The organism is Microcystis sp. LE19-8.1F (genome assembly GCF_027531715.1).
GTDB lineage: Bacteria > Cyanobacteriota > Cyanobacteriia > Cyanobacteriales > Microcystaceae > Microcystis > Microcystis wesenbergii_A.
Window position 1 is genome coordinate 1 of the sequence record NZ_JAPZSO010000200.1, and the last position, 20781, is coordinate 20781.

At 41.0% G+C, this 20781-nt stretch carries 23 protein-coding genes, 2 tRNA genes and 9 pseudogenes; 14 read left to right on the forward strand and 20 right to left on the reverse strand.

Translation table 11 applies throughout. The features are described 5' to 3' along the window. Positions 1–139 (forward strand): annotated as a pseudogene (locus O9334_RS18920) (IS4 family transposase); the annotation flags it as partial. Here O9334_RS18920 and O9334_RS18925 read toward each other — a convergent pair. From O9334_RS18925 to O9334_RS18935, 3 genes are all read right to left on the reverse strand, one after another. Continuing rightward, positions 116–1075 (reverse strand): adenine-specific methyltransferase EcoRI family protein, encoded by a 960-nt coding sequence (locus tag O9334_RS18925; RefSeq protein ID WP_288001828.1) that lies wholly within the window; start codon positions 1073–1075, stop codon positions 116–118. The pseudogene O9334_RS18920 and the gene O9334_RS18925 sit on opposite strands and share 24 nt — an antisense overlap. 356 nt (positions 1076–1431) lie before the next feature. Beyond that, positions 1432–1995, reverse strand: coding sequence for a PDDEXK family nuclease (locus O9334_RS18930; protein WP_288001830.1), 564 nt, complete (start codon positions 1993–1995; stop codon positions 1432–1434). A gap of 374 nt (positions 1996–2369) precedes the next feature. Continuing rightward, a complete protein-coding gene (locus O9334_RS18935; RefSeq protein WP_190380700.1) occupies positions 2370–2843 on the reverse strand; it encodes a hypothetical protein in 474 nt (157 codons plus the stop codon). A 147-nt stretch (positions 2844–2990) separates the two neighbouring features. Here O9334_RS18935 and O9334_RS18940 point away from each other — a divergent pair. Further along, positions 2991–3062: transfer RNA gene (locus tag O9334_RS18940), tRNA-Asn, on the forward strand. Between the two features lie 51 nt (positions 3063–3113). On the opposite strand, the gene O9334_RS18945 is transcribed toward O9334_RS18940, so the two are convergent. Together O9334_RS18945 and O9334_RS18950 are read right to left on the reverse strand one after the other, a co-directional pair. After that, positions 3114–4373, reverse strand: a complete 1260-nt coding sequence (locus tag O9334_RS18945; protein ID WP_045358559.1) for a M16 family metallopeptidase — start codon at positions 4371–4373, stop codon at positions 3114–3116. Positions 4374–4376: 3 nt separating this feature from the next. Further along, positions 4377–5654 carry a M16 family metallopeptidase gene (locus O9334_RS18950; protein WP_045358558.1) on the reverse strand — a complete coding sequence of 426 codons (1278 nt, stop codon included), beginning with the start codon at positions 5652–5654 and terminating at the stop codon, positions 4377–4379. Positions 5655–6040: 386 nt separating this feature from the next. On the opposite strand from O9334_RS18950, the gene O9334_RS18955 reads away from it, so the two are divergent. From O9334_RS18955 to O9334_RS18975, 5 genes and pseudogenes are all read left to right on the forward strand, one after another. Then, positions 6041–6820, forward strand: a complete 780-nt coding sequence (locus O9334_RS18955; RefSeq protein ID WP_288001834.1) for a pantothenate kinase — start codon at positions 6041–6043, stop codon at positions 6818–6820. A 70-nt stretch (positions 6821–6890) separates the two neighbouring features. After that, the gene (locus tag O9334_RS18960; protein WP_045358556.1) at positions 6891–7958 is read left to right on the forward strand and encodes an NAD-dependent epimerase/dehydratase family protein; all 1068 of its coding nucleotides are present in this window, start codon (positions 6891–6893) and stop codon (positions 7956–7958) included. A gap of 191 nt (positions 7959–8149) precedes the next feature. After that, positions 8150–9114 (forward strand): annotated as a pseudogene (locus tag O9334_RS18965) (glycosyltransferase). 27 nt (positions 9115–9141) lie between these two features. After that, positions 9142–9411, forward strand: a pseudogene (locus O9334_RS18970) (NAD-dependent epimerase/dehydratase family protein); the annotation flags it as partial. 127 nt (positions 9412–9538) lie between these two features. Next, positions 9539–10333, forward strand: a pseudogene (locus tag O9334_RS18975) (NAD-dependent epimerase/dehydratase family protein); the annotation flags it as partial. A 28-nt stretch (positions 10334–10361) separates the two neighbouring features. Here O9334_RS18975 and O9334_RS18980 read toward each other — a convergent pair. Further along, positions 10362–10434 (reverse strand) — tRNA-Ala (locus O9334_RS18980). A 131-nt stretch (positions 10435–10565) separates the two neighbouring features. Between O9334_RS18980 and O9334_RS18985 the strand changes: the two genes are divergently transcribed. Further along, positions 10566–11117: a 1,2-dihydroxy-3-keto-5-methylthiopentene dioxygenase gene (locus O9334_RS18985; RefSeq protein WP_045358553.1), complete on the forward strand. Its 552-nt coding sequence runs from the start codon at positions 10566–10568 to the stop codon at positions 11115–11117. A 166-nt stretch (positions 11118–11283) separates the two neighbouring features. On the opposite strand, the gene petG is transcribed toward O9334_RS18985, so the two are convergent. Together petG and O9334_RS22930 are read right to left on the reverse strand one after the other, a co-directional pair. After that, the gene (petG, locus tag O9334_RS18990; protein ID WP_002738052.1) at positions 11284–11400 is read right to left on the reverse strand and encodes a cytochrome b6-f complex subunit V; all 117 of its coding nucleotides are present in this window, start codon (positions 11398–11400) and stop codon (positions 11284–11286) included. Positions 11401–12075: 675 nt separating this feature from the next. After that, positions 12076–12243: pseudogene (locus O9334_RS22930) on the reverse strand (transposase); the annotation flags it as partial. A 76-nt stretch (positions 12244–12319) separates the two neighbouring features. On the opposite strand from O9334_RS22930, the gene O9334_RS18995 reads away from it, so the two are divergent. From O9334_RS18995 to O9334_RS19010, 4 genes and pseudogenes are all read left to right on the forward strand, one after another. Next, a complete protein-coding gene (locus O9334_RS18995; RefSeq protein ID WP_152606989.1) occupies positions 12320–12505 on the forward strand; it encodes a hypothetical protein in 186 nt (61 codons plus the stop codon). A 238-nt stretch (positions 12506–12743) separates the two neighbouring features. Further along, positions 12744–12848: pseudogene (locus O9334_RS19000) on the forward strand (CU044_2847 family protein); the annotation flags it as partial. Position 12849: 1 nt separating this feature from the next. After that, positions 12850–13437, forward strand: coding sequence for a Uma2 family endonuclease (locus O9334_RS19005; RefSeq protein WP_288001838.1), 588 nt, complete (start codon positions 12850–12852; stop codon positions 13435–13437). Then, complete coding sequence (locus tag O9334_RS19010) at positions 13437–13592, forward strand: hypothetical protein (protein ID WP_288001840.1); 156 nt, start codon at positions 13437–13439, stop codon at positions 13590–13592. Before O9334_RS19005 ends, O9334_RS19010 begins: the two co-directional genes overlap by 1 nt. Before the next feature lie 287 nt (positions 13593–13879). Here O9334_RS19010 and O9334_RS19015 read toward each other — a convergent pair whose 3' ends face one another. The 10 genes and pseudogenes from O9334_RS19015 to O9334_RS19060 form a co-directional block, all read right to left on the reverse strand. Further along, positions 13880–14224, reverse strand: coding sequence for a hypothetical protein (locus O9334_RS19015; protein WP_288001841.1), 345 nt, complete (start codon positions 14222–14224; stop codon positions 13880–13882). Positions 14225–14232: 8 nt separating this feature from the next. Further along, positions 14233–14580: a Tse2 family ADP-ribosyltransferase toxin gene (locus tag O9334_RS19020; protein WP_045358549.1), complete on the reverse strand. Its 348-nt coding sequence runs from the start codon at positions 14578–14580 to the stop codon at positions 14233–14235. 320 nt (positions 14581–14900) lie between these two features. Next, positions 14901–15128, reverse strand: a pseudogene (locus O9334_RS19025) (HepT-like ribonuclease domain-containing protein); the annotation flags it as partial. Between the two features lie 126 nt (positions 15129–15254). Next, positions 15255–15368: pseudogene (locus tag O9334_RS19030) on the reverse strand (HepT-like ribonuclease domain-containing protein); the annotation flags it as partial. Further along, on the reverse strand, positions 15365–15658 hold the full coding sequence (locus O9334_RS19035) for a nucleotidyltransferase family protein (protein ID WP_190357964.1): 294 nt from the start codon (positions 15656–15658) through the stop codon (positions 15365–15367). The gene O9334_RS19035 and the pseudogene O9334_RS19030, both read right to left, overlap by 4 nt. Positions 15659–15910: 252 nt before the next feature. Further along, the gene (locus O9334_RS19040) at positions 15911–16816 is read right to left on the reverse strand and encodes a tetratricopeptide repeat protein (protein ID WP_288001847.1); all 906 of its coding nucleotides are present in this window, start codon (positions 16814–16816) and stop codon (positions 15911–15913) included. Between the two features lie 331 nt (positions 16817–17147). Continuing rightward, positions 17148–17330, reverse strand: coding sequence for a type II toxin-antitoxin system HicA family toxin (locus O9334_RS19045; RefSeq protein ID WP_012267861.1), 183 nt, complete (start codon positions 17328–17330; stop codon positions 17148–17150). Next, the gene (locus tag O9334_RS19050) at positions 17327–17518 is read right to left on the reverse strand and encodes a type II toxin-antitoxin system HicB family antitoxin (RefSeq protein WP_002800870.1); all 192 of its coding nucleotides are present in this window, start codon (positions 17516–17518) and stop codon (positions 17327–17329) included. The genes O9334_RS19045 and O9334_RS19050 overlap by 4 nt, the downstream gene beginning before the upstream one ends. 422 nt (positions 17519–17940) lie before the next feature. Continuing rightward, complete coding sequence (locus O9334_RS19055; RefSeq protein WP_079205639.1) at positions 17941–18204, reverse strand: type II toxin-antitoxin system RelE family toxin; 264 nt, start codon at positions 18202–18204, stop codon at positions 17941–17943. Further along, entirely contained in the window at positions 18194–18487 is a 294-nt protein-coding gene (locus tag O9334_RS19060) for a hypothetical protein (protein WP_045358546.1), read from the reverse strand. Before O9334_RS19060 ends, O9334_RS19055 begins: the two co-directional genes overlap by 11 nt. A 517-nt stretch (positions 18488–19004) precedes the next feature. On the opposite strand from O9334_RS19060, the pseudogene O9334_RS19065 reads away from it, so the two are divergent. Both O9334_RS19065 and O9334_RS19070 read left to right on the forward strand, forming a co-directional pair. Further along, positions 19005–19142: pseudogene (locus O9334_RS19065) on the forward strand (DUF4926 domain-containing protein); the annotation flags it as partial. Between the two features lie 5 nt (positions 19143–19147). After that, positions 19148–19606, forward strand: coding sequence for a prepilin-type N-terminal cleavage/methylation domain-containing protein (locus tag O9334_RS19070; protein WP_045358545.1), 459 nt, complete (start codon positions 19148–19150; stop codon positions 19604–19606). 530 nt (positions 19607–20136) lie between these two features. On the opposite strand, the gene O9334_RS19075 is transcribed toward O9334_RS19070, so the two are convergent. Continuing rightward, positions 20137–20280: a putative toxin-antitoxin system toxin component, PIN family gene (locus O9334_RS19075; protein ID WP_002796344.1), complete on the reverse strand. Its 144-nt coding sequence runs from the start codon at positions 20278–20280 to the stop codon at positions 20137–20139. Further along, entirely contained in the window at positions 20277–20546 is a 270-nt protein-coding gene (locus tag O9334_RS19080; RefSeq protein ID WP_002796343.1) for a hypothetical protein, read from the reverse strand. Before O9334_RS19080 ends, O9334_RS19075 begins: the two co-directional genes overlap by 4 nt. Between the last annotated feature and the right edge of the window lie 235 nt (positions 20547–20781).

Consider the following 20781-nt stretch of genomic DNA (forward strand, 5'->3'; position numbering starts at 1 on the left):
TCCCCTCAAGAAACACGGTCGTCGTGCTAAGAGTCTTTTTCGCTTAGGTTTTGACCATCTTCGTCATCTGATTCTTAACCCTTCTTTGCCTAATCATCGGGATTTTCTTCATTCCCTACAATTTTTGTCCTGTACTTAGACATTTCCCATTTACTGATAAATCTTTATCATCATTCCCTTTCCTGAATTTAATTATTTCAAATTGGTCGGGATTAAATTTATGTAAAAATGTTATTGGTACACCCATAACCCCCTTGAAGTCTAAGGGAATGTCTTGGGTTTTATTGACATTAATTCCATCATAATTGTCATATTTTGGATATTCAGCTTCATTGCCAAAATATCTTTTTGTGAGAGCTATATCTTCGTGCCGCTTTGATGTGTCTAAGTTGGTTAACCATAAACAATTATTTGGAGAAACTATTCTATTTCCAGAATTGTCAATACGAGCCTCTGTTCCATAAAGTTGATAGTGTTCGGGAACAATAAAGCCAGAAATACCTCTACCAAGATTTATTCCTAACCAGGCTTTGTTTTCTTTAATTAGTTTGAAAATTTCTTTATAGGTTATTGCATTAATATTGCCAATTATCAAAAACTTTTTGTCGTATTTAACTAATTGAGCTACATATTCTCTCAATAATGAAAATGGGGGATTAGTAACAACAATATCAGACTTTTTTAATAGTTCAATACTTTCAGGACTACGAAAATCTCCATCCCCATTAAAGTAAACAATGTCAGGGGAAATAGGTTTATTTTTTTCTCTCTCTGTACCTGTATATTCAAAGAAAAAACCCTTTTCATCTTCTTCTGTATTAAATAAATCTCTCCCTTGTTCTCGATAACAAGATGTTATTATTTTTTTTAGACCTAACTTTGTGAAGTTTGCAGCAAAATACTTAAAAAAGTTACTAATTCTGGGGTCATCGCAATTGCAATAAACTACTTTATTTTCAAAATGACTTTTATAATGTTGCAACTCACTTTCTATATCTGAAAGTTGTGTATAAAACTCGTCACTTTTTAATTTTTTAGCATTTTGCAATAATTTATTTGTTGCATTTCTTCCCATTTTCAACCTTTTTTGATTTAATAAATATTTTGTTTTTAGTTATTTACTTTTGGTTATCTAATTAAATATTTCACTGCCTAATACTTGAAGAGAGGTTTTAGAAATTTCAAGCATAATATCAAACATTTTTTTGATAAGTAGGGAGGCACAATTATTTGTAGGATGGGTTAGCGGTAACGTAACATGATCGGGGGTTGGGTTTCATGCTTCTAACTTCACAGTTTCCATCAATGTGCATGGTGCGTTCCCCAAAAGCGATCGCTGGAGCAGTAGGACTTGCATTAGGGAACGCACCCTACAGCGATAGCGATCACTTTCTGCTTTCTGCTACGGGTAATGTATGTATAACGCAGAGCTTACCGGCGCGACGAAGGAGCGTCCGGTAGAGCGTCTTGTTGTGTGTTGGCCCCCATCTGCAACAGGTCTATAAAATCCGAACCAGCAGCACTCTTGATGGGGAATTTGTTAATTTTAAGCTCGCGAACAATATCTGGAAGCCGGTGTATGATTATTCCATGATCGGCAATTAGCTCTACTTCCTGCTCAGATTTGACGTTATTTATGACTAGCTCCGAAGACCACTCACCGCTCCACAGAATTTCCATAAGGGAGCGCTTTTTGGTAGCGTGGAATTTCCCCTCAACCCACTCGGCGACACCTTCCACGAGCTCCTCGGGCGAACGTGCTGCGCTATTCGCAGCCCGACCAGTCTTTTGCGCAGCTTTGGGAACCTTGGAGATGTAGCTGACTGGCCTCATCGACGCCTGGACCTCTACATGACGGCAGACAGGACTTTCGCCTGATCTGAACTTCACCGCAACCAAATCAATTTCATTAACGCCAAGACGGATACCACGTATGGTGAAATAACCCTGCCTATTCAGCCATTCTTCAACTATTTCTTCGGCCAAAAGGGCCATAGCATTACCTCGTCATAGACACACAACTACACATTATACAGAAACTTTCTGTCTAACAGTCCTCAGAGTAACGATAGGTGGAAACTTTCGGCATACTACCCCATTTTAGCGCAATCGCTGGAACTTTTCCCCATATCATACCCAAGAGCTTATTAGCCAGATTAAACAACGTCTTTTAAGTGGATTCCTAACAACAAGCTCAAATAAAATAGACTTTTCGGGAAGTGTAGCACTAAGTCTTCAATCCACCCCACAATTACCTAATTTTCGGGGAAAAAGTGCCTAAATTTTGCCACCGGCTGGCACTTTTTGAGGACAAAAAAGCCTAAAAGTTTTATCCCACAAAGTTTTTAGCTCTATGCAGCCAACCCGATTTATTGGTGTACTTGCAAATGAAGGACATAATGACCTAAAATCAGGTTATCTGACCATAATTCGTACTCTAGACGCAAATATTCGGGGAAATTATTCCCCTCTAATTTGAGACTACGGGTATAGTTGCGGAGGCGAAAAGCGTAACCCGGTTGAGAACTTTCGGCATTTAACCAGTAGCGACTGACACCAAAAACCCCTTGCTCCCAAAAATGACGATAGGCGAATCTTCCTTGGCCCTGCATGGTCATAATTACCCGATTGGCCGAAATTTCTAGCCAAATTAATTTATTTTGATTATTTTCGGGTTTAAGTGTCTCTATTTCTGCGAGAGCCACCGGTGGTTGATTGAGGAGAAGATGAAACCGGTGGCGATCCTTTTGGTAGAGGGTAGCGGAAGTGTCTAAAGTGGAGAGGATGGGTAGATCTGTCGAGAGCAGACAGAAGGAAACGGGACGGCGGTGATGAGCAAGCATAGACTAGACTTAATGGTGTCCTTATCTCCACAATAGTGGATTCTCCGCCCACCGCTACCTGCACCGGAAATTTTTTTGAGAAAAAATCCAGAAAGCACTTGCATTATTGAGGGACTTATGATTATAATTATTAATTGTGAGTAGCCTTCCTCGGTAGCTCAGTGGTAGAGCGGTCGGCTGTTAACCGATTGGTCGTAGGTTCGAATCCCACCCGGGGAGTTAATCAAAAATAGAAGCGGCAATAGTTTTTATTGCCGTTTTTTGCTCTTACTAGAGAATTTCGTTGATCGCATTTTCTGGGCCGACTAGAGAAATGTAAGGATTTTGAAAATATTTACTGGCTACCGATCGCGCTTGTTCGGCAGTAATCTGATTAATAGAATCCAGGAAAGTGCGATCGAATTCAATCCCCAAACCTAAGCTTTCATACCAACCGTATAATTGAGCGATTTCGGCGTTAGTTTGTTTACCGAGAGCATATTGACCCAATAACTTATTTTTAGCTGACTGTAACTCCTCCTCACTCAAAGTTACTTGATATAACCTTTCTGCTTCCTGACGCAATCCCGACACTGCGATCGCTGTGTTTTGGGGTGCAGTTCCCATATAAATGACAAATTGGGAAGAATCGAGACGGGTGGGATAAAAAGCGGAAACATCGTAGGCTAATCCCCGTTTTTCTCGCAATTCCACGAATAAACGACTAGATAACCCATTCCCCAGATAGGTACTCAATAATTTTAAAACCGCATAATCATCCTCTTGCACAGAAGAGCCAGGATATCCTAACATAACGATCGCCTGTTGACTAGCTTGGACGGTAGTTAAACAGGTGGGCTGAAAATCAAAAGCGGCCGGGGGTAAACTAGATAAAGGAAGATCGGGAATTGACCAACTGCCAAAAATTTCCGTCACTGCTTTTACTGCTTGCTCTAGGGTAATACGGCCAGAAAGACTAATCACTAGGTTATCGGGACGGAAAAAGCGACTATGATAGGCCAGCAGATCCTCCCGTTGCAATTGCGAAACCGTTGACTCCGTACCCAATAAAGACATACCATAGGGATGATCGGGGTACATAGCGGCGCGTAATTGATTAAAAGCCACATTAAAAGGCTGTTCCAATTGAGAGCGAATGCTTTGACGGGTGAGATTTTTCTCTAATTCGATTTCTGGGGGTGGAAAACTGGGAAAACGAATAATTTCCGCCGCTAGACGCAGTATATCTAGAAAATCCTTGGTAACGGTCTTTAAACTAACCACAAAATAATCGGTCCCCGTGTCGGCGCTTAAACCAGCCCCCGTGGACTCAATGCGATCGGCAATTTCTAGGGAAGATAACTTTTCTGTACCTTTGGTGAGCAGCACGGCTAAAAGACGAAATAAACCCGCTTTTTCGGTTTTTTCCCAACGAGTACCCGCATTTTTGAGAAAAATCCTCCCTGCAACTAACTCCACGGCCGTATTTTCCACCACTAAAAGGGTGATGCCATTTTCTAAGGTTAAGCGGTGAATGGGGGAAGCGGACATCGTTTATTCACAGGGTTGCATTACTGTAATAGCATATCGCTCCGGGGAGAGATACTGACGAGCCAGACGCTGTAGATCTGACGGTTGCAAACTTTGGATAACTTGGGGATAGATCGTTGCTAGGTCGGCAGCTCTCAGGGTTTGATAATATCCATAGAGTCCTGCTAATTGGCCCGGGGTTTCTGTGGAGAAAATATAATCGTTAGCTAATAACTGTTGAGTGCGGTGTAATTCTGCGGGGGTGACGGGATCATCGTGCAGAGATTGAAGATGTTCACAGATAATAGCTTCAATTGCCCCGATTTGTGAGCTAGATAGCCAAGCGCCGATGGTAAAGAGACTGGAATCTCGTTGCAGGGAAAAATTACTGTTAATATCGAGGACGATTTGCGCTTCTTCCCGCAGCTGTCGCACTAACCGCGAACAGCGTCCCCCAGCAAGAATTACCGAAAGCAAGTCTAATCCAAAGGCATCTTCTAGGCGATCGCATCCCGGGCCAATCCATCCCATCAACAGACGAGAATGTTCTAGGTGGGGTAAATATACTTGGGAACGACGAATTTCGATCAGGGGGGGTTCGGCAGCCACTAGATGGGGGGGGGATTCCGAGGGGACGGGAAATTCCCGAAAAGATTGCCGGATAATTTCTAAAGCTGGTTGGGGTTCAATTCCCCCGATAATCGCCACACACATATTTTCCGGTTGATAATAGGTGCGATGGAAACAGCGCATTTGATTGGGGGTTAATTGCTCTAAACAGGGTTGATCCCCTAGAATAGAGCGTCCGTAGGGATGGTTTTGATAGATACTTCCGCAGAGGGTTTGGTAGGCAATCCAATCGGGATCATCATAACAGGCCCGTAATTCTTCTAAAACTACATCTTTTTCCCGATAGAATTCCTCATCGTCAATCTCAGCATGGAGGAGAATTTCGGCCAGATGGGGTAAGGTATGTTCAATTTGGTCAACACTGGTGGTGAGATAGAAGTGTGCATAATCGTGACTGGTGGCAGCGTTGGTCATTCCGCCACAATTTTCGATTAAATAGTCGAAGAGTCCGGGGGGAAGTTTTTTCGTCCCCTTAAAGATCATGTGTTCGAGAAAATGGGCCATACCTAACCATGGGTCGGGTTCAGCGATCGCACCTGCTTTCACCCACACATCCACCACCACCACAGGAGTCACGGGTAAGTACTGATGAATTACGGTTAAGCCGTGATCTAATTGCCATACCTGAGCGGGAAAAGAACTCGTTTGACACTGTGCTATCGACTTGATCAATGTCCGTTAACCAGATTTTTTGTTAAATTCTATACCTAGGTTATCTTATTCTCTTGCCTGTGCAACCATTAAAAAACTTTTGTCATGATTTCTAGATAATTCCGCCAAATATCAGCCTTATCAGTGATCAGTGATCAGTGATCACTGATCAGTTATGAGTGATCAGATGTGAGTTTTTAGTGAATAGTATGACAGCCTTTCTCGTCAAGGTGAAGCACAAGCTCATTCTTGCTAATCAAGTATTTCAGATGCAAGAACGAACCTCATGTATCTGAGAAAAGCTGTAAGTGAGGAGTATTAAATAGCATTAACAGTGCTGTCTTTTCACTGATTACTGATTACTGTTTACTGTTCACTGTTCACTGAAAATACTTCCCACTAACTAAATGACTGAGCAAGATACTGACTGGATAGGTTTGATGATCGGCAATTCTCGGCTACATTGGGGGTATTTTCGCGGTCAAACCCTGTTAGCTTGTCTCGATACTCCCCACCTGAGGGAACCCCTAAGTAATGAATTTTTGCAACAAATTTTCCCTAAACTCTTGACAAATAAATGCAACTGTGAATTAATTGTCGCCTCTGTGGTTCCTAGCCAAAGAGAATTATGGGCAAATTATGGCAATTTACGGATAATTACTTTAAAAGATATTCCTTTACTGGATTTATATCCAACATTCGGCATCGATCGAGCTTTAGCTGTCTTAGGTGCCGGTAAAAAATACGGATTTCCCTGTTTAGTCATTGATGCGGGAACAGCTTTAACTTTTACGGGAGTGGATGGGGATAAAAAGTTAGTGGGGGGAGCAATTTTACCCGGGTTAAAGGTGCAATTAGCCAGTTTAAGGGAACGGACGGCAGCCTTACCAGAGGTGTCCTTACCGGAAAGATTACCGCAGATGTGGGCAAAAGAAACAGCAGAAGGGATAAGAAGTGGGATAATTTATACAATTTTGGCGGGAATAGAAAAATTCAGTCAGGAATGGTTAAATTTATATCCAGAGAGCGGGATAATTTTAACAGGGGGAGATGGGGACTTAATTAGGGATTACTGGCAAGAAAAGGCCATTAAATCACCCCTAGTGGATAAGACGCTCATTTTTCAGGGAATTGCCGCATTTAAGGGAATCTCCTCCTGTTTAATTGACAAAGGCGAACATATCTAGTAAAGTCGGGGAAAGTTTTCTCAACTTGGGAAATTTCTCAACAACTAGGCAAAAAATTCAGGATATAGTTATGGCGATCATTCTAGTAACCGGTTCTGCTGGTTTAATCGGTTCCGAATCAGTGAGATTTTTTTGTGATCGGGGTTATACCGTCGTCGGTATCGATAATAATATGCGTCAGGTATTTTTTGGCGAAGACGCTTCAACGGAGTGGAATCGAGCCAAATTATCGCAAGATTACGGGGATAAATACATTCACCATGCTGTGGATATTCGGGATCATGAAGCTATTGCAGATATATTTAAAACCTATAGTCATGATATATCCTTAATTATCCACACGGCGGCGCAACCTTCCCACGATTGGGCAGCTAAAGATCCCTATATGGATTTTAGTGTCAATGCTAACGGAACTTTAGTATTATTAGAAAATACTCGTCAACACTGTCCCCAAGCAGTATTTATTTTCTGTTCCACCAATAAAGTTTACGGGGATAGACCGAATGAATTGCCTTTAGTAGAAAAAGAATTACGTTGGGAAATCTCGGAAAATCATCCTTATTTTGCTCATGGTATTGACGAGTTGATGAGTATTGATGCTTGTAAACATTCTTTGTTTGGTGCCTCGAAAGTGGCGGCGGATGTGTTAGTACAGGAATACGGGCGTTATTTTGAGATGAAAACTGCCTCTTTTCGTGGCGGTTGTTTAACCGGTCCAAGTCATTCGGGAACGCAATTACACGGTTTTTTATCCTACTTAATGAAATGTACGATGATCGGCAAAGAATACAGTATTTATGGGTATAAGGGTAAGCAGGTACGCGATAACATTCATAGTTACGATCTCGTCAATGCTTTTTATCATTTTTATCAGACCCCGCGAGTAGCAGAAGTTTATAATATCGGTGGTAGTCGCTTTAGTAATTGTTCCATGTTAGAAGCTATTCAAGAATGTGAAGCGATTGCGGATAAAAAGTTAAACTGGCAGTATGTAGAGACTAATCGTATTGGTGATCATATCTGGTGGATTTCTGATGTGAGTAAGTTTAAAAATCATTATCCTGATTGGCAGTTAACCTACACAGTAACAGATATTCTCAAAGAGATTTTTAGTCAAAACGTTAGCCGTTGGACTTAGGGTAAATCAAGAATTATTCTGGTCAATTTTTATCTGCTAGTTTTCCCTCGTTACAAAAGTGATTTTTAGCCAAATATACTGCTAGTAATTGAGGGACTCTGTCAATTAGTTAACCAGAGGACATTAATAATGTTATTAATCGCAATATTGACCTAGAAAAACTAAACCAGATCATGTTTTAAGATACCATTATGTTAACTAAAATCTACAACAATAAAATCTTCCGATTTCTCATTGCTGGAGGAATCGCATTTCTAATCAACTTATTCTTAATTTATTGGTTCATTGACGACTTGGGATTCAATACACCATTTCTGAAGAATGTTGCTAATGCCATTTCGATAGAAATATCTTTAATTGCTAGTTTTTTTATCTATAGAATCTGGGTGTGGACTGGGGGAGATTGGACAATCAGAGATGTGATTTTGATACAACTTCCTCTCTATCATCTCTCGGCAGGTTTAGCAGTTTTACTGCGAGTTTTTTTTATATTTCCCTTCTTAAACTGGTTAAAAATTAGCCCCGGAGTTAACACAATGATTGGGGTTTTAATCGGGGCTAGTATTAATTATGTCGCCAGTGATAGCCTAGTTTTTAAACCCAAGAATAAGACTAATGAGACAGAAATGTACTATCCCGAAGGATTAGCACCAGCTTTCCAGATGGATGGTTACTCTCACCCACGTCAATCAAGTGATAACCATGGGGTAAAAACCTTATCAATAGTTATTCCTGCTTACAACGAAGAAGATTGCATCGAAAGCACAACTCACTTAATATCTGAACGTTTAGAAGAGGATAAAATTGATTATGAAATCCTAGTGGTTAATGACAATAGCAAAGATAACACCGAAGCAGTTCTGCAAAAAATCAACCAACGAAATCCTCGGATTCGCTACATCAATAACTATTATCCCAATGGTTTTGGTTTTGCGGTGCGCTGTGGGTTAGAAAATTTTAGCGGGGATGCAGTTGCGGTAGTAATGGCAGATAATTCCGACTCTCCCGATAACATGATCGTACTACGGGGGTTTCCAAGTTAAAACTCAAGGAAATGGGCAGTCGTTATTTATTTATAGTTCTCTCTATCTGGTTAGAAAAACACCTTTCTAGAGGCGACTATAAGCGCAAACAGAAAAAGAAACAAGTGGCTTGATAATTATTATCTAGAGGAGTATTTTTGATGACTAGGCAAGTGTTAATTACTGGTGGTGCGGGTTTTGTGGGTAGTTCTTTAGGTTTAGGATTAGCCCAACTCTATCCCGACTGGAAAATTATCGCTTTAGATAACTTAAAACGTCGCGGTTCCGAGTTAAATATTCCCCGTCTCAAACAAGCAGGAATTGAATTTGTTCATGGAGATGTCAGAAATGCGGAAGACTTAGAAGCATCCGCTTTGCCAGTGGATTTAATCCTAGAATGTTCGGCAGAACCTTCCGTTTTAGCTGGTTATAAGCTAAGACGCATTTAAAGCGCTTATTCTTAAGATTAGCCGAATCTCCCCCAATCCCTTTACTGTTGCCTCTTGCCTCTTGCCTCTTGCCTCGTCTCAACAAGCAATTTAAATGCGCGGGCAGCTTACTTCTCCTGGCTACGTTTTGCAGACTAACTTAATTGGAACGATTAACTGTTTAGAATTAGCTAGACAAACCCAAGCAGATTTTATTTTTCTCTCCACCAGCCGAGTTTATCCCATCACCTATCTTAATCAATTAAACTATACAGAAACAGATACTCGTTTTCAGTTATCTGAACAGCAAGATTTACCCGGGGTTTCTGCTTTTGGTATCAGTGAACAATTTCCCTTAGATTTGCCCCGTTCTCTCTACGGTTCCACTAAGTTAGCATCGGAATTGATTATTAATGAATATGGGGATGCCTACGGATTAAGAACTTTAATTAATCGCTGTGGAGTTTTAACTGGTCCCTGGCAGATGGGAAAAGTTGATCAGGGAGTTTTTGCCCTTTGGGTGGCTAATCATTACTTTCAGAAGTCCTTAAAATATATCGGTTATGGGGGTACAGGGAAACAGGTTAGAGATTTTCTTCATGTAGCTGATTTACTCGATTTAATCGATATTCAGATTGCTAATTTAGAACAATTCAAAGGGCAGACTTTTAATGTGGGGGGTGGGCAAGATTTTTCCTTGTCCCTTTATGAAACTACAAAACTATGTCAAGAAATCACGGGCAATAGTATAATGATTGAGGCAGTTCCCGAAAATCGCACCGGAGATATGCCAATTTTTATCACTGATTCCCGCAAAATCAGTTCTATAACTGGATGGCAACCCCAGCGAGACGGTAGAAAATTAATCCAAGATATTTTTGATTGGATTTACACCCATGAAAAGGAATTAAAAGGTATTTTCTAGTTGCTTTCTGGTTAATATCTCTGGAAAATGGAGAATAGGGAACTCGAATCCCTGACCTCTGCGGTGCGATCGCAGCGCTCTACCAACTGAGCTAATTCCCCATATATGGGCCATAATAGCATTTTTGAGCAGAAAATCCTAGGAACTGGCAAGGGATCGAGGGGCAAAAAATCGGGCGGCTTGCCTCTGGAAAACTTTAAAATAGAAAAAGTAATCTTGAGGATGATAACTAATGGCGATACTACACTTAGAGAATGGGACAACCTATACCCAGTTAGCCGATATTAGTCTGGAATTGGCCAAATTAAATGTTACTTTAAACTATTGGCCGATCGAAAACGAAGCCACCCGTCAGCTACTTAAGCAAGCTTCTCTGACTGACGAAGAAAAAGAAATAGTTTTAACCAGCTTAGACGGTTATTTTGAGCAACTTAAGCAAGAAGCGGGTTATCAAGCCAGAGATTTAATCGTTTTACACCCTGAAATTCCCAATCTCGACACTTTACTGGCCAAATTCGAGCGCTGTCACACCCACGCTGACGATGAGGTGCGTTATATCATTGATGGGGAAGGGGTTTTTGGCTTTGTTTTTCCCGATGGTTCTCAGGGGGAATTAACTATTCAACCTCAAGAATATATCAATGTTCCCGCCCATAGCGAACACTGGTTTCACCTCACTGCCAGTAAACGAGTTAAAGCAGTGCGTTACTTCACCACTACCGCCGGATGGGTTCCCGAATACACGGAGACTGTCATTCGTTTTCCTAGTTTAACAGCCCTGTAGCCTTTGGTTTTCGGCGATCGCTCTCCCAAGACAGATGAGTTTTGCGGGGATGACAACGCCGGCAGCCACAATCTGTTAAGCGGCAAATTTGTCCTGTGGAAAATCTCCCGTCTAGTGCCTAGCTTGACGGGAGATTGTCTCAATTCGGGGGATTGGCGTGATAGATTTAGTCTAAGCCGAATTGATTGCCCCGTTTGTACTGTAAATAGGCGGCAACGAACAAACCCGCTAGGGTAATGGGAATTAAGCCTAGGACAATCCCTAGCACTAAAGGTTCAATCACGTCTGTACTCCTTGGATTAGCAATTTTTCACCCCTATTTTATCCTAGCAGGGGTTGCCCGCGAAAGATAGGGCGGACAGCAGGTAGATAGGGCGATCGCAGACAATTCTTAAATGTCAGATACCTGGCAAAAATCAAACATCTTCCCTTATGGGAGCAGGGAGTGGGGTGTAGGGTGTGGGGTGTGGGGTGTGTGAAATTTCCCTAAATCCCTATCTCCCTATCTCCCTATCTCCCTATCTCCCTAAATCCCTGTCTCGGAGTCTCCTGACTCCCCAAAAGGAAAACGGCTCTCTTGGGTTTGGTGGGTAAAATGTATTCTAAGATACAGTCTTGCCAGCGAGCGACTGGAACGAACCACAAAGACACAAAGGACACAAAGATTGATCGGTTCTATATAAGTTAAACTTATCACACAAAGAATAAGAGAGCCGGAAAACTTCGTATCTCACAATTAATATAACTGCTATATCGGATTTTTGGCATAATTAATTTTTCAAGGATAAAAAACCTAGAAATCAGATTTTAGGAATGTAAACAAGTTGAATATCGATTTTAGGCGTTGCTGAATCAAGGTATTAATGCCAACTGTGCAGGTTCCCGTGCAAAAGTTAGTTTGGGTCTAGGTTTTAAGAAATTCCACCAAAAAAAATTCAGATCTCAAATCAGGAACGCCTAAAATGAAAATGGCATCGATTGTGAATGGGTGACGTTGCATAACGTAGCGAAATGCTTCTCGCAAGAGGGAGATGTTTTCGGGTTCGCACAAGAATTTTTGACGCTTGTGGGTGACAAGAGTAAAAAAGTAAGTTCCTCCCTCAATTTTTGCCCTTCGATACTGCATAATAAGTATTGATTATTTTGGCGCATAATCCCCCTTGTAGGTTGGATTGACCCAAGGAAACCCAACTATAGTAATCATGACAATTATCGTCGGTTGGTTTGACTACGAAACTACAGTAGGTTGGGTTGACCTAAGGAAACCCAACTATAGTACGGTTGGATTGACCCAAGGAAACCCCACAAAAAGCCATGAGAGGAGGGGAATAGCGATCGCTAATTCCGACGGATTTAGGTGTTGGCTGTTGGGTTTCGCTCTCCCCTAAAATCGAGAGGTTTTCTTTAACCTATTGATTCGCTCAACCCAACCTACAAAACTGATCACTGAAATGTTGGGTTTCGCTTTCCCTTAAAATCGAGAGGTTTTCTTTAACCTATTGATTCGCTCAACCCAACCTACGGACTAATATTGTCAATGACTATGTACAATTATTATTAACTTCGATCAAACAGGGAGTTTCCCAAGCTAATCCACCCAGTCAGGTTACTTGAGAATTTGGCTTACAAGTTGGGGGTAAAACGGGGATTCCTTTAGTGACAAAAGGTTCAGCACAAGCTAATATTAAGGCTGCTATTGAATGGGAATTTAACCAAGATAAGGGAGGTTAGTATGCAAGTTAAAATCGAAAAACGGTATTATACACCGGAAGAATATTGTCGGCTAGAAGAAACAGCAGAATACAAAAATGAATATTTAGATGGAGAAATTATTCCTATGACGGGAGCAACAACCAATCATAATCTGATTGCTGGTAATTTTTATAAAAATTTTCCAGCTAAGATTAATAATGAAGATTATTGGACTTTCATGAGTGATGTACGGTTATGGATGCCGACATATCGCTTTTATACTTATCCTGATGTAATGGTGATTAAAGGCAAACCATTATATGAAGGAAAAGGCACAAATACTGTAACTAATGCCTTAATTATTGTCGAGGTTTTATCGAAATCTACTAGAGATTATGACCGCACTGATAAGTTTAAGTTTTATCGCTCAATTCCTGACTTTAAGGAATATATTTTAATTGATCAATACCGTTATTATGTGGAACAATTTTATCAACAAAATAATGGAGAATGGTTGTTTAAATTTTATGAATCAGAGAATGATGTTTTAAGGTTGTATTCTGTAGATATTCAAATTTCACTGCTGGATATTTATAAACGAATTGACTTTAATTTAAGTGAAGAATAATGATTAAATCCCATCTCAATTATCTACCAAAATCAGTTGATATTGCGATTCTCAAGATCAAGAAGGAAACCCAACAAAAAAATAAGAGGATGGGAATAGCGATCGCCCTTTTCAAATCCTATAGTAATCATAGCAATTATCGTCCGTTGGGTTGAACCAAGGAAACCCAACTATAGACGAAAGGAACCCCAACAAAAAGATTCAGACAGATTTAGGTGTTGGCTGTTGGGTTTCGCTTTCCCTGAGAATTGAGAGGTTTTCTTTAACATATTTATTTGCTCAACCCAACCTACGGACTACGGACTTTATGAACGGTGGCTAAATAAGTAATCATTATGTTTCTCATTTCAGGTTCGCATTAGATTATAGCAGTATGCAGTCGTATGAGGTACAGTGTCACGAGCTATAAACCATGCTAGGCAAAGCTTAGTCTGTATCTCACTCAATCGCTTACCGCTATATATTCTTCGCGGATTGATGAAGTTAGAGATTCCACTAAGATTAATTTTTCCTCAATTGACAGGGTTTTTCCTTGTTTAATTAATGTTTGTAAAGGCATTTTTTTCAAATCAAATTCAGGCACAAGTAGAGCCAATTCTTTTGTTTGTTGATTTTGTAAGTCAGTAATTAACTCTTGTAAAAATAGAAAATCATTACTTAAGTCTGAAATTTCATCTTCATATTTTTCGAGAGTTTCTAGTTGTTGAATACGGTCACTATAATTTTTGAGAAGGGCTTCGAGAGCTTCGATAATAAATTGGATGTCTTTAAATGATAGAGTTTTCATAGTTTACCTCAACTTACACGATAAAAAAATTCACCAATTACCCTTAAGGCTTGTTGATAGGTTTCTATTGACATGGGAAATAAGGGTTTCCATAACCAGTGATTACCTCGATCATTAATTAATTCTAGCTCACTGGGAATAGAATTCCCCCGATCTAGTTTCCACCAGTTGTTTCCTATTCCCTGAACGGAAAAGGTGGAAATTCCCCCCGGTGTTTGTCCATCGACAAGGGTTTCTTTTACCCATATTTGCCCATTATTTTCATAGATGGCAATATCTTTGTTAGGACGAACATGATCCATTCTGGGAGATGTAGCATTACCTCTACGGTATAAATCAACGGGTGTTTTTATCATTTGTCACCTCCCTAATTCGCGTAAAAGTTGCATCACCTCTTCATAAGTTGCCATATTATCCTGCTGGAGGAATAATATAGCTGCTTGTTGTAGATAAATTTTTACTTTTTCGGTTTGTTTTAATATGGCACATAAAAGACCACGACTACGGACTATAGTAATCATAGCAATTATCGTCGGTTGGATTGACGTAAGGAAACCCAACAAAAAGATTCAGACAGATTTAGGTGTTGGGTGTTGGGTTTCGCTTTCCCTGAGAATTGAGAGGTTTTCTTTAACCTATTGATTCGCTCAACCCAACCTACAAAATTAGACTGTGATTAAGTATTGACTGATTCTAGATGCCTGAAAATCTGTTCTCTTAAATTATCCAAATAATTCTCTACCACATCCCAAACTGTATTAAGGTCAATTCCCCCTAAATAATCATGTACTAAAATATTCCTAAAACCAGAAATATTACGCCAGTTAACATCGGGAATATTTGCCTTTAATTCCTCCGAAAGCCGTTGAGTTGATTCTGCCAAGGTTTGTAAGCGTCTAATGATAAGCTGTTAAGCATTTAAATTGCTTGTTGAGACGAGGCAAGAGGCAAGAGGCAAGAGGCAACAGTAAAGGGATTGGGGGAGATTCGGCTAATCTTAAGAATAAGTGCTTTAAATGCGTCTTAGCTTAGCATCGCTGATCATTGAATTAGCAAAAAACTCCTGTTTTCCTCCCTGGGAATACTCCTTAATTTTATCAATACAGTCTAAAATATATCCAAGATAAACTTGATCTTCATTCATAACTTAATTGCCTCCTTTAAAATTCGCTGTTTAATTAGATGATGAAGGCTTTCTTCAGTTACTACATCCACTTTACACCCTAAGAGATCCTCTAAATCAACTAATAATCCACCGGGAAACCAAGGGGATGTTTTAGCTAAATCATAATCAATTAAAAAATCAATATCACTATTTTCGGTTTCCTCACCTCTAGCAACGGAACCAAATACACGCACATTAAAAGCACCATGTTTGGTGGCAATTTTTAGGATATCCTCTCGTTTGTCTTGTATGAGTTGTTTTAGGGTCATAAAATAACATCCATCCCGAAGGTTTTTAATGAACAATTAACAGACTAGACTAGAAAAAACTAAATACTGATAACAATTATCGTCGCTTGGGTTGACCCAAGGAAACCCAACAAAAAGCCATGAGAAGCGATCGCTCATTCAGACGGATTTAGGTGTTGGCTGTTGGGTTTCCCTTTCCCCTAAAATTGAGAGGTTTTCTTTAACCTATTGATTCGCTCAACCCAACCGACGGACTCAACCCAACAAAAAGGACTAGACCGCGCCTAATTTCCGCAGGAATTCCATAACCGCTTCATATAACGCCGCGTTTCTTTGCTGGCGGGACAGTTCGGCGGCTTGTCGCAAATCTCTGATCGCTTTTTCCCTTTCTAGTCGATAGTAATAAAGAACCCCCCGATTGTAGTAAGCCGTTGCGTTTCGGGGATTAATGTTGAGCGCCTGATTGTAATCGGACAGGGCGAGGTCGGATTTCCCCTGTCCGTAGTAAAGAAACCCGCGATTGTTGTAAGCCGGGGCTAATCGGGGATTAATGTTGAGCGCCTGATTGTAATCGGACAGGGCGAGGTCGGGTTTCCCCTGATCGTAGTAAAGAAACCCGCGACCGTAGTAAGCTTCGGCCAATCGGGGATTAATGTTGAGCGCTTTGTTGAATTCAGCGAGGGCGAGGTCGGGTTTTCCCTGTTGTCGGTAAAGAAGCCCGCGATTGCTGTAAGCCAGAGCGAATCGGGGATTAATGTTGAGTGCCTGATTGAAATCGGACAGGGCGAGGTCGGGTTTCCCCTGTCCGGCGTAAAGAAACCCGCGATTGTTGGAAGCTTCGGCCAATCGGGGATTAATGTTGAGCGCCTGATTGTAATCGGACAGGGCGAGGTCGGGTTTCTCCTGTTGTTCGTAAAGAAACCCGCGATTGAGGTAAGCCTCGGCGTATCGGGGATCAATGTTGATCGCTTTGGTAAATTCAGCGAGGGCGAGATCGTATTTTTTCTGTTGGATGTAGCCAACTCCCCGGTTATAGTGGCCGATCGCGTCTTGATTGTTCCCTTGAGCGATTCGGGTTTCGGCTGGTTGTCGGCCCTCTAGCGCCATGACGGGGCGAACAGTCGCGAGGGTGGAAAGGCTGATTAGGCTGACGGTGGTAAGAAGGGCAAAGGATTTCATGGCTAGTTCCTCACTGGGGATGATTTTAAATTCTACTTAGGGTTGGCTGAATATCGGTGTAAATCCTGCTAAAAAAGGTTTTTGGGCTAAAAAAGCCTAAAAATATTATCCAACAAGGTTTTTAGATTTATTCAGCAAGCCCTACTTAATTCATAGGCTGCTTTTTTGGGAATATGCAGAATAGGCTTTTTTTGTCTAAAAAGCACTAGGCTACTACTATCTAAAGTAATGAGAAAGTAGTAAGAGCGATCACTTTTTTCAAATCCTACAGTAATCATTTTTCCATAGCTCCTTTGCTTCCTTGTAGCCTTGTTTGATTGGCACTGTGAATTTATCTGTCACCAGTAAGACTTTTGATAATCTTTTTAGCCAATCGCTCATTAATTTCTCGATGTCTGGGAATTGGTTCTGTTTTTCCAGTATCTGGATTATGGTAAATATCATGTTTCCCTCCACGTCTAATCAAGTAGCAGCCAGCTTGCTCCAATTGTGCAATTAAATCATGTCTTTTCATGCGAATTCAAACTCTGCAACTCTCTTGATTCCGGGGATTTCTTCCGTAGTAAATGTTCTGTAGAGATCGATCAGGTTTTCGATTAATTCTTCTAAGTCAACACCTTGGGTCCAATGATCGGGAAATTCATTCAAATAGCCCAAGAACATCCCATCTGATTCTTTCCAATATGTATAGGGAATCCTCATGGTGAAATCCTCATTCTGCGTTGCTAACGATATTAAGTTGACCCCTATTATAACGGAATTGCTCTCAAGCCACGATCAGCTTTATTATCAGGGTTGGCAGCGAGATTGCCGCCTGACACTTCGTTAATGCAGCCGACAAAATTTGCGATCGCCTATTCAGACAGATTTAGGTGTTGGCTGTTGGGTTTCGTTTTCCCTTAGAATTGATACCATTTTTCATAAGTAATGGCAGAGATGGTTAATCGCCCTCACCCCTAACCCCCCACCCCCCAACCTCCCACCCCCCCGATGTCGGGGGGCAAGGGGGGGGGTAAGATACCTGCCAAGAATAAAGAAAAATGGTATGAGAGGTTTTCTTTAACCCATTGATTCGCTCAACCCAAGAAAAAGGACTAGACCTCTGTTGTATTCATCGCGTTTTATTAGCGGTAAGCTTGACTGCGATGTTCAATGAGTAAGACAATAACTTGAGATTGACTATCATCAACGATATAAATAACCCGATAGTCTCCGACTCGGAAGCGATACTTCCCAGCAAATTCTCCCTTTAATGCTTTAATTTGAGGGTGATTTTTGGGCGTTTCTTGAAGAATATTTAAACACTTAGCAATCTTCTTTCTCAAGACTGAATCAGCTTCAGAATAAACTTTATTAGCTTTAGCTGTTAAACAGACTTTATAAATCATCTGAGTTTTTCCAATCAATGAGATGACCTGATTGTAAATCCATCTCAGCTTCTTTTAATTTTTCTATGATATTGGAAATTTCTCTAATTTCTTGGGTTGCTTGCTCACTCTCTTTATCTGATAAACAAGCAGCAAATTCTAGAATATTCTTTAAATTTTCTAATGATAAGGTTTGGAGATATTGTTGAATTTTTTGCTTCATTAAATCAATCTGTGCTAATGTTTCAGAATCTAAAAAATCTTCTGAGGTCGAGAGATTTACTTGAACGTCAGTAATAGTCATAGTCTGATAAATTGCTCCTTTTAAGTTGATTATATATATCTTAGCGAATTTTTCAAGCTAGGGCTTGCTACCTTGGAATCTAATCTGGGAATTGATGACCCTCAGCGATTCGCGTCTGGAGAGGTAATGTTTCTCCCTCTACATTTATACTACCCCAGGAGAGTCCTTCCACAGAATCAATACCACTGGCTACTTGATAACTGAAATGTTGGGTTTCGCTCTTACCTAAAATCGAGAGGGTTCTTCTGGTTTCTGTGTGGAAACGAGGTCTATACTGATAGTTTCTTCGGCAAAATAGTCCTAAAAGTCTTTCTTGGTAAACATTTCACGATTCCATAAGCAAAAATCATCACACAATCTCGAGAAGAGCCTCGAGAGGTTTTCTTTAACCTATTGATTCGCTCAACCCAACCTACGGACTCAACCTGGGTATCTCGTTTTGGCATTTTCTCATCTCCCGGCTGCGAGGAGATGGGCAAATTCCACCCTTACCTGACCTAATTAAGGAGAGGTAGGAACGATTGTCATGGAATATGATCGCAATTCTTCTGAAGCTGAATTTTCTAATAATGATGGAACAGCTTACGCAGTGGAAACCATTCCTGCCTGTAGCTTTGTGCCCTCGTGGCCGATTGTCCTTTTCAACTCGAGGTAAACCTCATGAATACTGTACAGGCTCGCTTGTTGATGTTTAATGCTAGCAAGAAGAACTCCAGCAAGGGTTTTACCCTGATTGAACTGCTAGTTGTTCTCGTAAACGTAATTGTCGTTTTGGCACCGATCATGCTTGGCGCAATCGCACTGTTTGGCGGTGGTTACAAGGAAGACAACAACGTGCGCGGTAAAATCCAACTTCAGGAGGATATTCAGCGCGACTCCGAAGGTCGAATTAACACTCGTTACCGTCTGTTTGTCTCTGATCCTAAAACCCTGCAACCCGTTGAGCAGTACTTGATTGCTGACGACTATTTGCGCGGTATCTGGAATTCCGGTACCGTTGTCAGCCAAGCTAAACTGCACGATGGCTCTTTCTGCGAAGTAGATGGTGTCGGTCGTCGGGTTCCCTTTATGTCCTGGTACCCATACGTCGAGAATATCAGCTGCCAGCCTCGACCCTAAAACAGGAGAAGTCTCTCTCTGGGGTTGTTTCAAGCCGGATCACCCCCGCAAGACCAAGAAAAAGGCTTCGGCTCGCCCCAGGAGAGTAAGTTGATCAAATACGAACACCCGCCCAAGGTTCCCACGGAGCTATTCTGTCTCAAAGTCTCTCTGTTTATCTGGGAAAAAGTGTCAGGGCTTTTTTTGCAGCGGTAGGTTGGGTTGACGTAAGGAAACCCAACTATAGACCCAAGCAAACCCCACAAAAAGCCATGAGAAGCGATCGCTCATTCAGACGGATTTAGGTGTTGGCTGTTGGGTTTCCCTTTCCCCTAAAATTGAGAGGTTTTCTTTAACCCATTGATTCGCTCAACCCAACCAACGGACTCTCTTGTAGGTTGGGTTGACGTAAGGAAACCCAACAAAAAAATAAGAGGAGCGAAATAGCGATCGCTTTTTTTAAATCCTACAGTAATCATAGCAATTATTGTCGGTCAAACTTATCTTTTCTCTTGGTGTAAATCGTCAATTAATTACCTTACTCCTCTTCTCTACTCATTAAAGTAGCGACTAAGAAATTCTTGGGGAGTAATGATTGTAATTCTTTGATTTTTAGCTAATTTAAGGATTTTACCCGGAACTCCTCCCCACAACAATCCTGAAATCCAAACATTGACATCTACAACAACTTTCATGAGTTGGCGCGTCTAATTTGGCGAGCTTCTTTAATCATCTGGCTAATCTCAGCTAGAGTCGGTTGATTGGGGTCTGGTTCCATTGCTTCTAGTCGCTCAAAGAATTGCTCTAGATTGACTTTATCTTGATGAACTTTTTTGAGAATGATGGAGTCTTCCGTCAGGGAAATCATGTATTTATCTCCTGGGTTGAGGCGGGTTTGAACTTCAGGAGGAAGTTCGAGGTTTCCTTCTCGATTGATTTGTATGAGTAGCTCTTTGGTCATCGGCTTCAAAATCAACTTTATTAACTTTAGCTGTTAAACAGACTTTATAAATAATCTGATCAAGTTAATTATATATATCTTAGCGAATTTTTCAAGCTAGGGCTTGCTACCTTGGAATCTAATCCTGGAATTGATGACGCTCGGCGATTCGCGTCTGGAGAGGTAATGTTTCTCCCTCTACATTTATACTACCCCAAGAGAGTCCTTCCACAGAATCAATACCACTGGCTACTTG

Bases quoted from the DNA above. Each gene is read 5' to 3' on its own strand.
- O9334_RS18925 (WP_288001828.1), bottom strand. From the start codon at position 1,075: ATGGGAAGAAATGCAACAAATAAATTATTGCAAAATGCTAAAAAATTA.
- O9334_RS18930 (WP_288001830.1), bottom strand. From the start codon at position 1,995: ATGGCCCTTTTGGCCGAAGAAATAGTTGAAGAATGGCTGAATAGGCAG.
- O9334_RS18935 (WP_190380700.1), bottom strand. From the start codon at position 2,843: ATGCTTGCTCATCACCGCCGTCCCGTTTCCTTCTGTCTGCTCTCGACA.
- O9334_RS18945 (WP_045358559.1), bottom strand. From the start codon at position 4,373: ATGTCCGCTTCCCCCATTCACCGCTTAACCTTAGAAAATGGCATCACC.
- O9334_RS18955 (WP_288001834.1), top strand. From the start codon at position 6,041: ATGACTGAGCAAGATACTGACTGGATAGGTTTGATGATCGGCAATTCT.
- O9334_RS18960 (WP_045358556.1), top strand. From the start codon at position 6,891: ATGGCGATCATTCTAGTAACCGGTTCTGCTGGTTTAATCGGTTCCGAA.
- O9334_RS18985 (WP_045358553.1), top strand. From the start codon at position 10,566: ATGGCGATACTACACTTAGAGAATGGGACAACCTATACCCAGTTAGCC.
- O9334_RS18995 (WP_152606989.1), top strand. From the start codon at position 12,320: ATGACAATTATCGTCGGTTGGTTTGACTACGAAACTACAGTAGGTTGG.
- O9334_RS19005 (WP_288001838.1), top strand. From the start codon at position 12,850: ATGCAAGTTAAAATCGAAAAACGGTATTATACACCGGAAGAATATTGT.
- O9334_RS19010 (WP_288001840.1), top strand. From the start codon at position 13,437: ATGATTAAATCCCATCTCAATTATCTACCAAAATCAGTTGATATTGCG.
- O9334_RS19015 (WP_288001841.1), bottom strand. From the start codon at position 14,224: ATGAAAACTCTATCATTTAAAGACATCCAATTTATTATCGAAGCTCTC.
- O9334_RS19020 (WP_045358549.1), bottom strand. From the start codon at position 14,580: ATGATAAAAACACCCGTTGATTTATACCGTAGAGGTAATGCTACATCT.
- O9334_RS19035 (WP_190357964.1), bottom strand. From the start codon at position 15,658: ATGACCCTAAAACAACTCATACAAGACAAACGAGAGGATATCCTAAAA.
- O9334_RS19040 (WP_288001847.1), bottom strand. From the start codon at position 16,816: ATGAAATCCTTTGCCCTTCTTACCACCGTCAGCCTAATCAGCCTTTCC.
- O9334_RS19045 (WP_012267861.1), bottom strand. From the start codon at position 17,330: ATGAAAAGACATGATTTAATTGCACAATTGGAGCAAGCTGGCTGCTAC.
- O9334_RS19050 (WP_002800870.1), bottom strand. From the start codon at position 17,518: ATGAGGATTCCCTATACATATTGGAAAGAATCAGATGGGATGTTCTTG.
- O9334_RS19055 (WP_079205639.1), bottom strand. From the start codon at position 18,204: ATGATTTATAAAGTCTGTTTAACAGCTAAAGCTAATAAAGTTTATTCT.
- O9334_RS19060 (WP_045358546.1), bottom strand. From the start codon at position 18,487: ATGACTATTACTGACGTTCAAGTAAATCTCTCGACCTCAGAAGATTTT.
- O9334_RS19070 (WP_045358545.1), top strand. From the start codon at position 19,148: ATGAATACTGTACAGGCTCGCTTGTTGATGTTTAATGCTAGCAAGAAG.
- O9334_RS19075 (WP_002796344.1), bottom strand. From the start codon at position 20,280: ATGAAAGTTGTTGTAGATGTCAATGTTTGGATTTCAGGATTGTTGTGG.
- O9334_RS19080 (WP_002796343.1), bottom strand. From the start codon at position 20,546: ATGACCAAAGAGCTACTCATACAAATCAATCGAGAAGGAAACCTCGAA.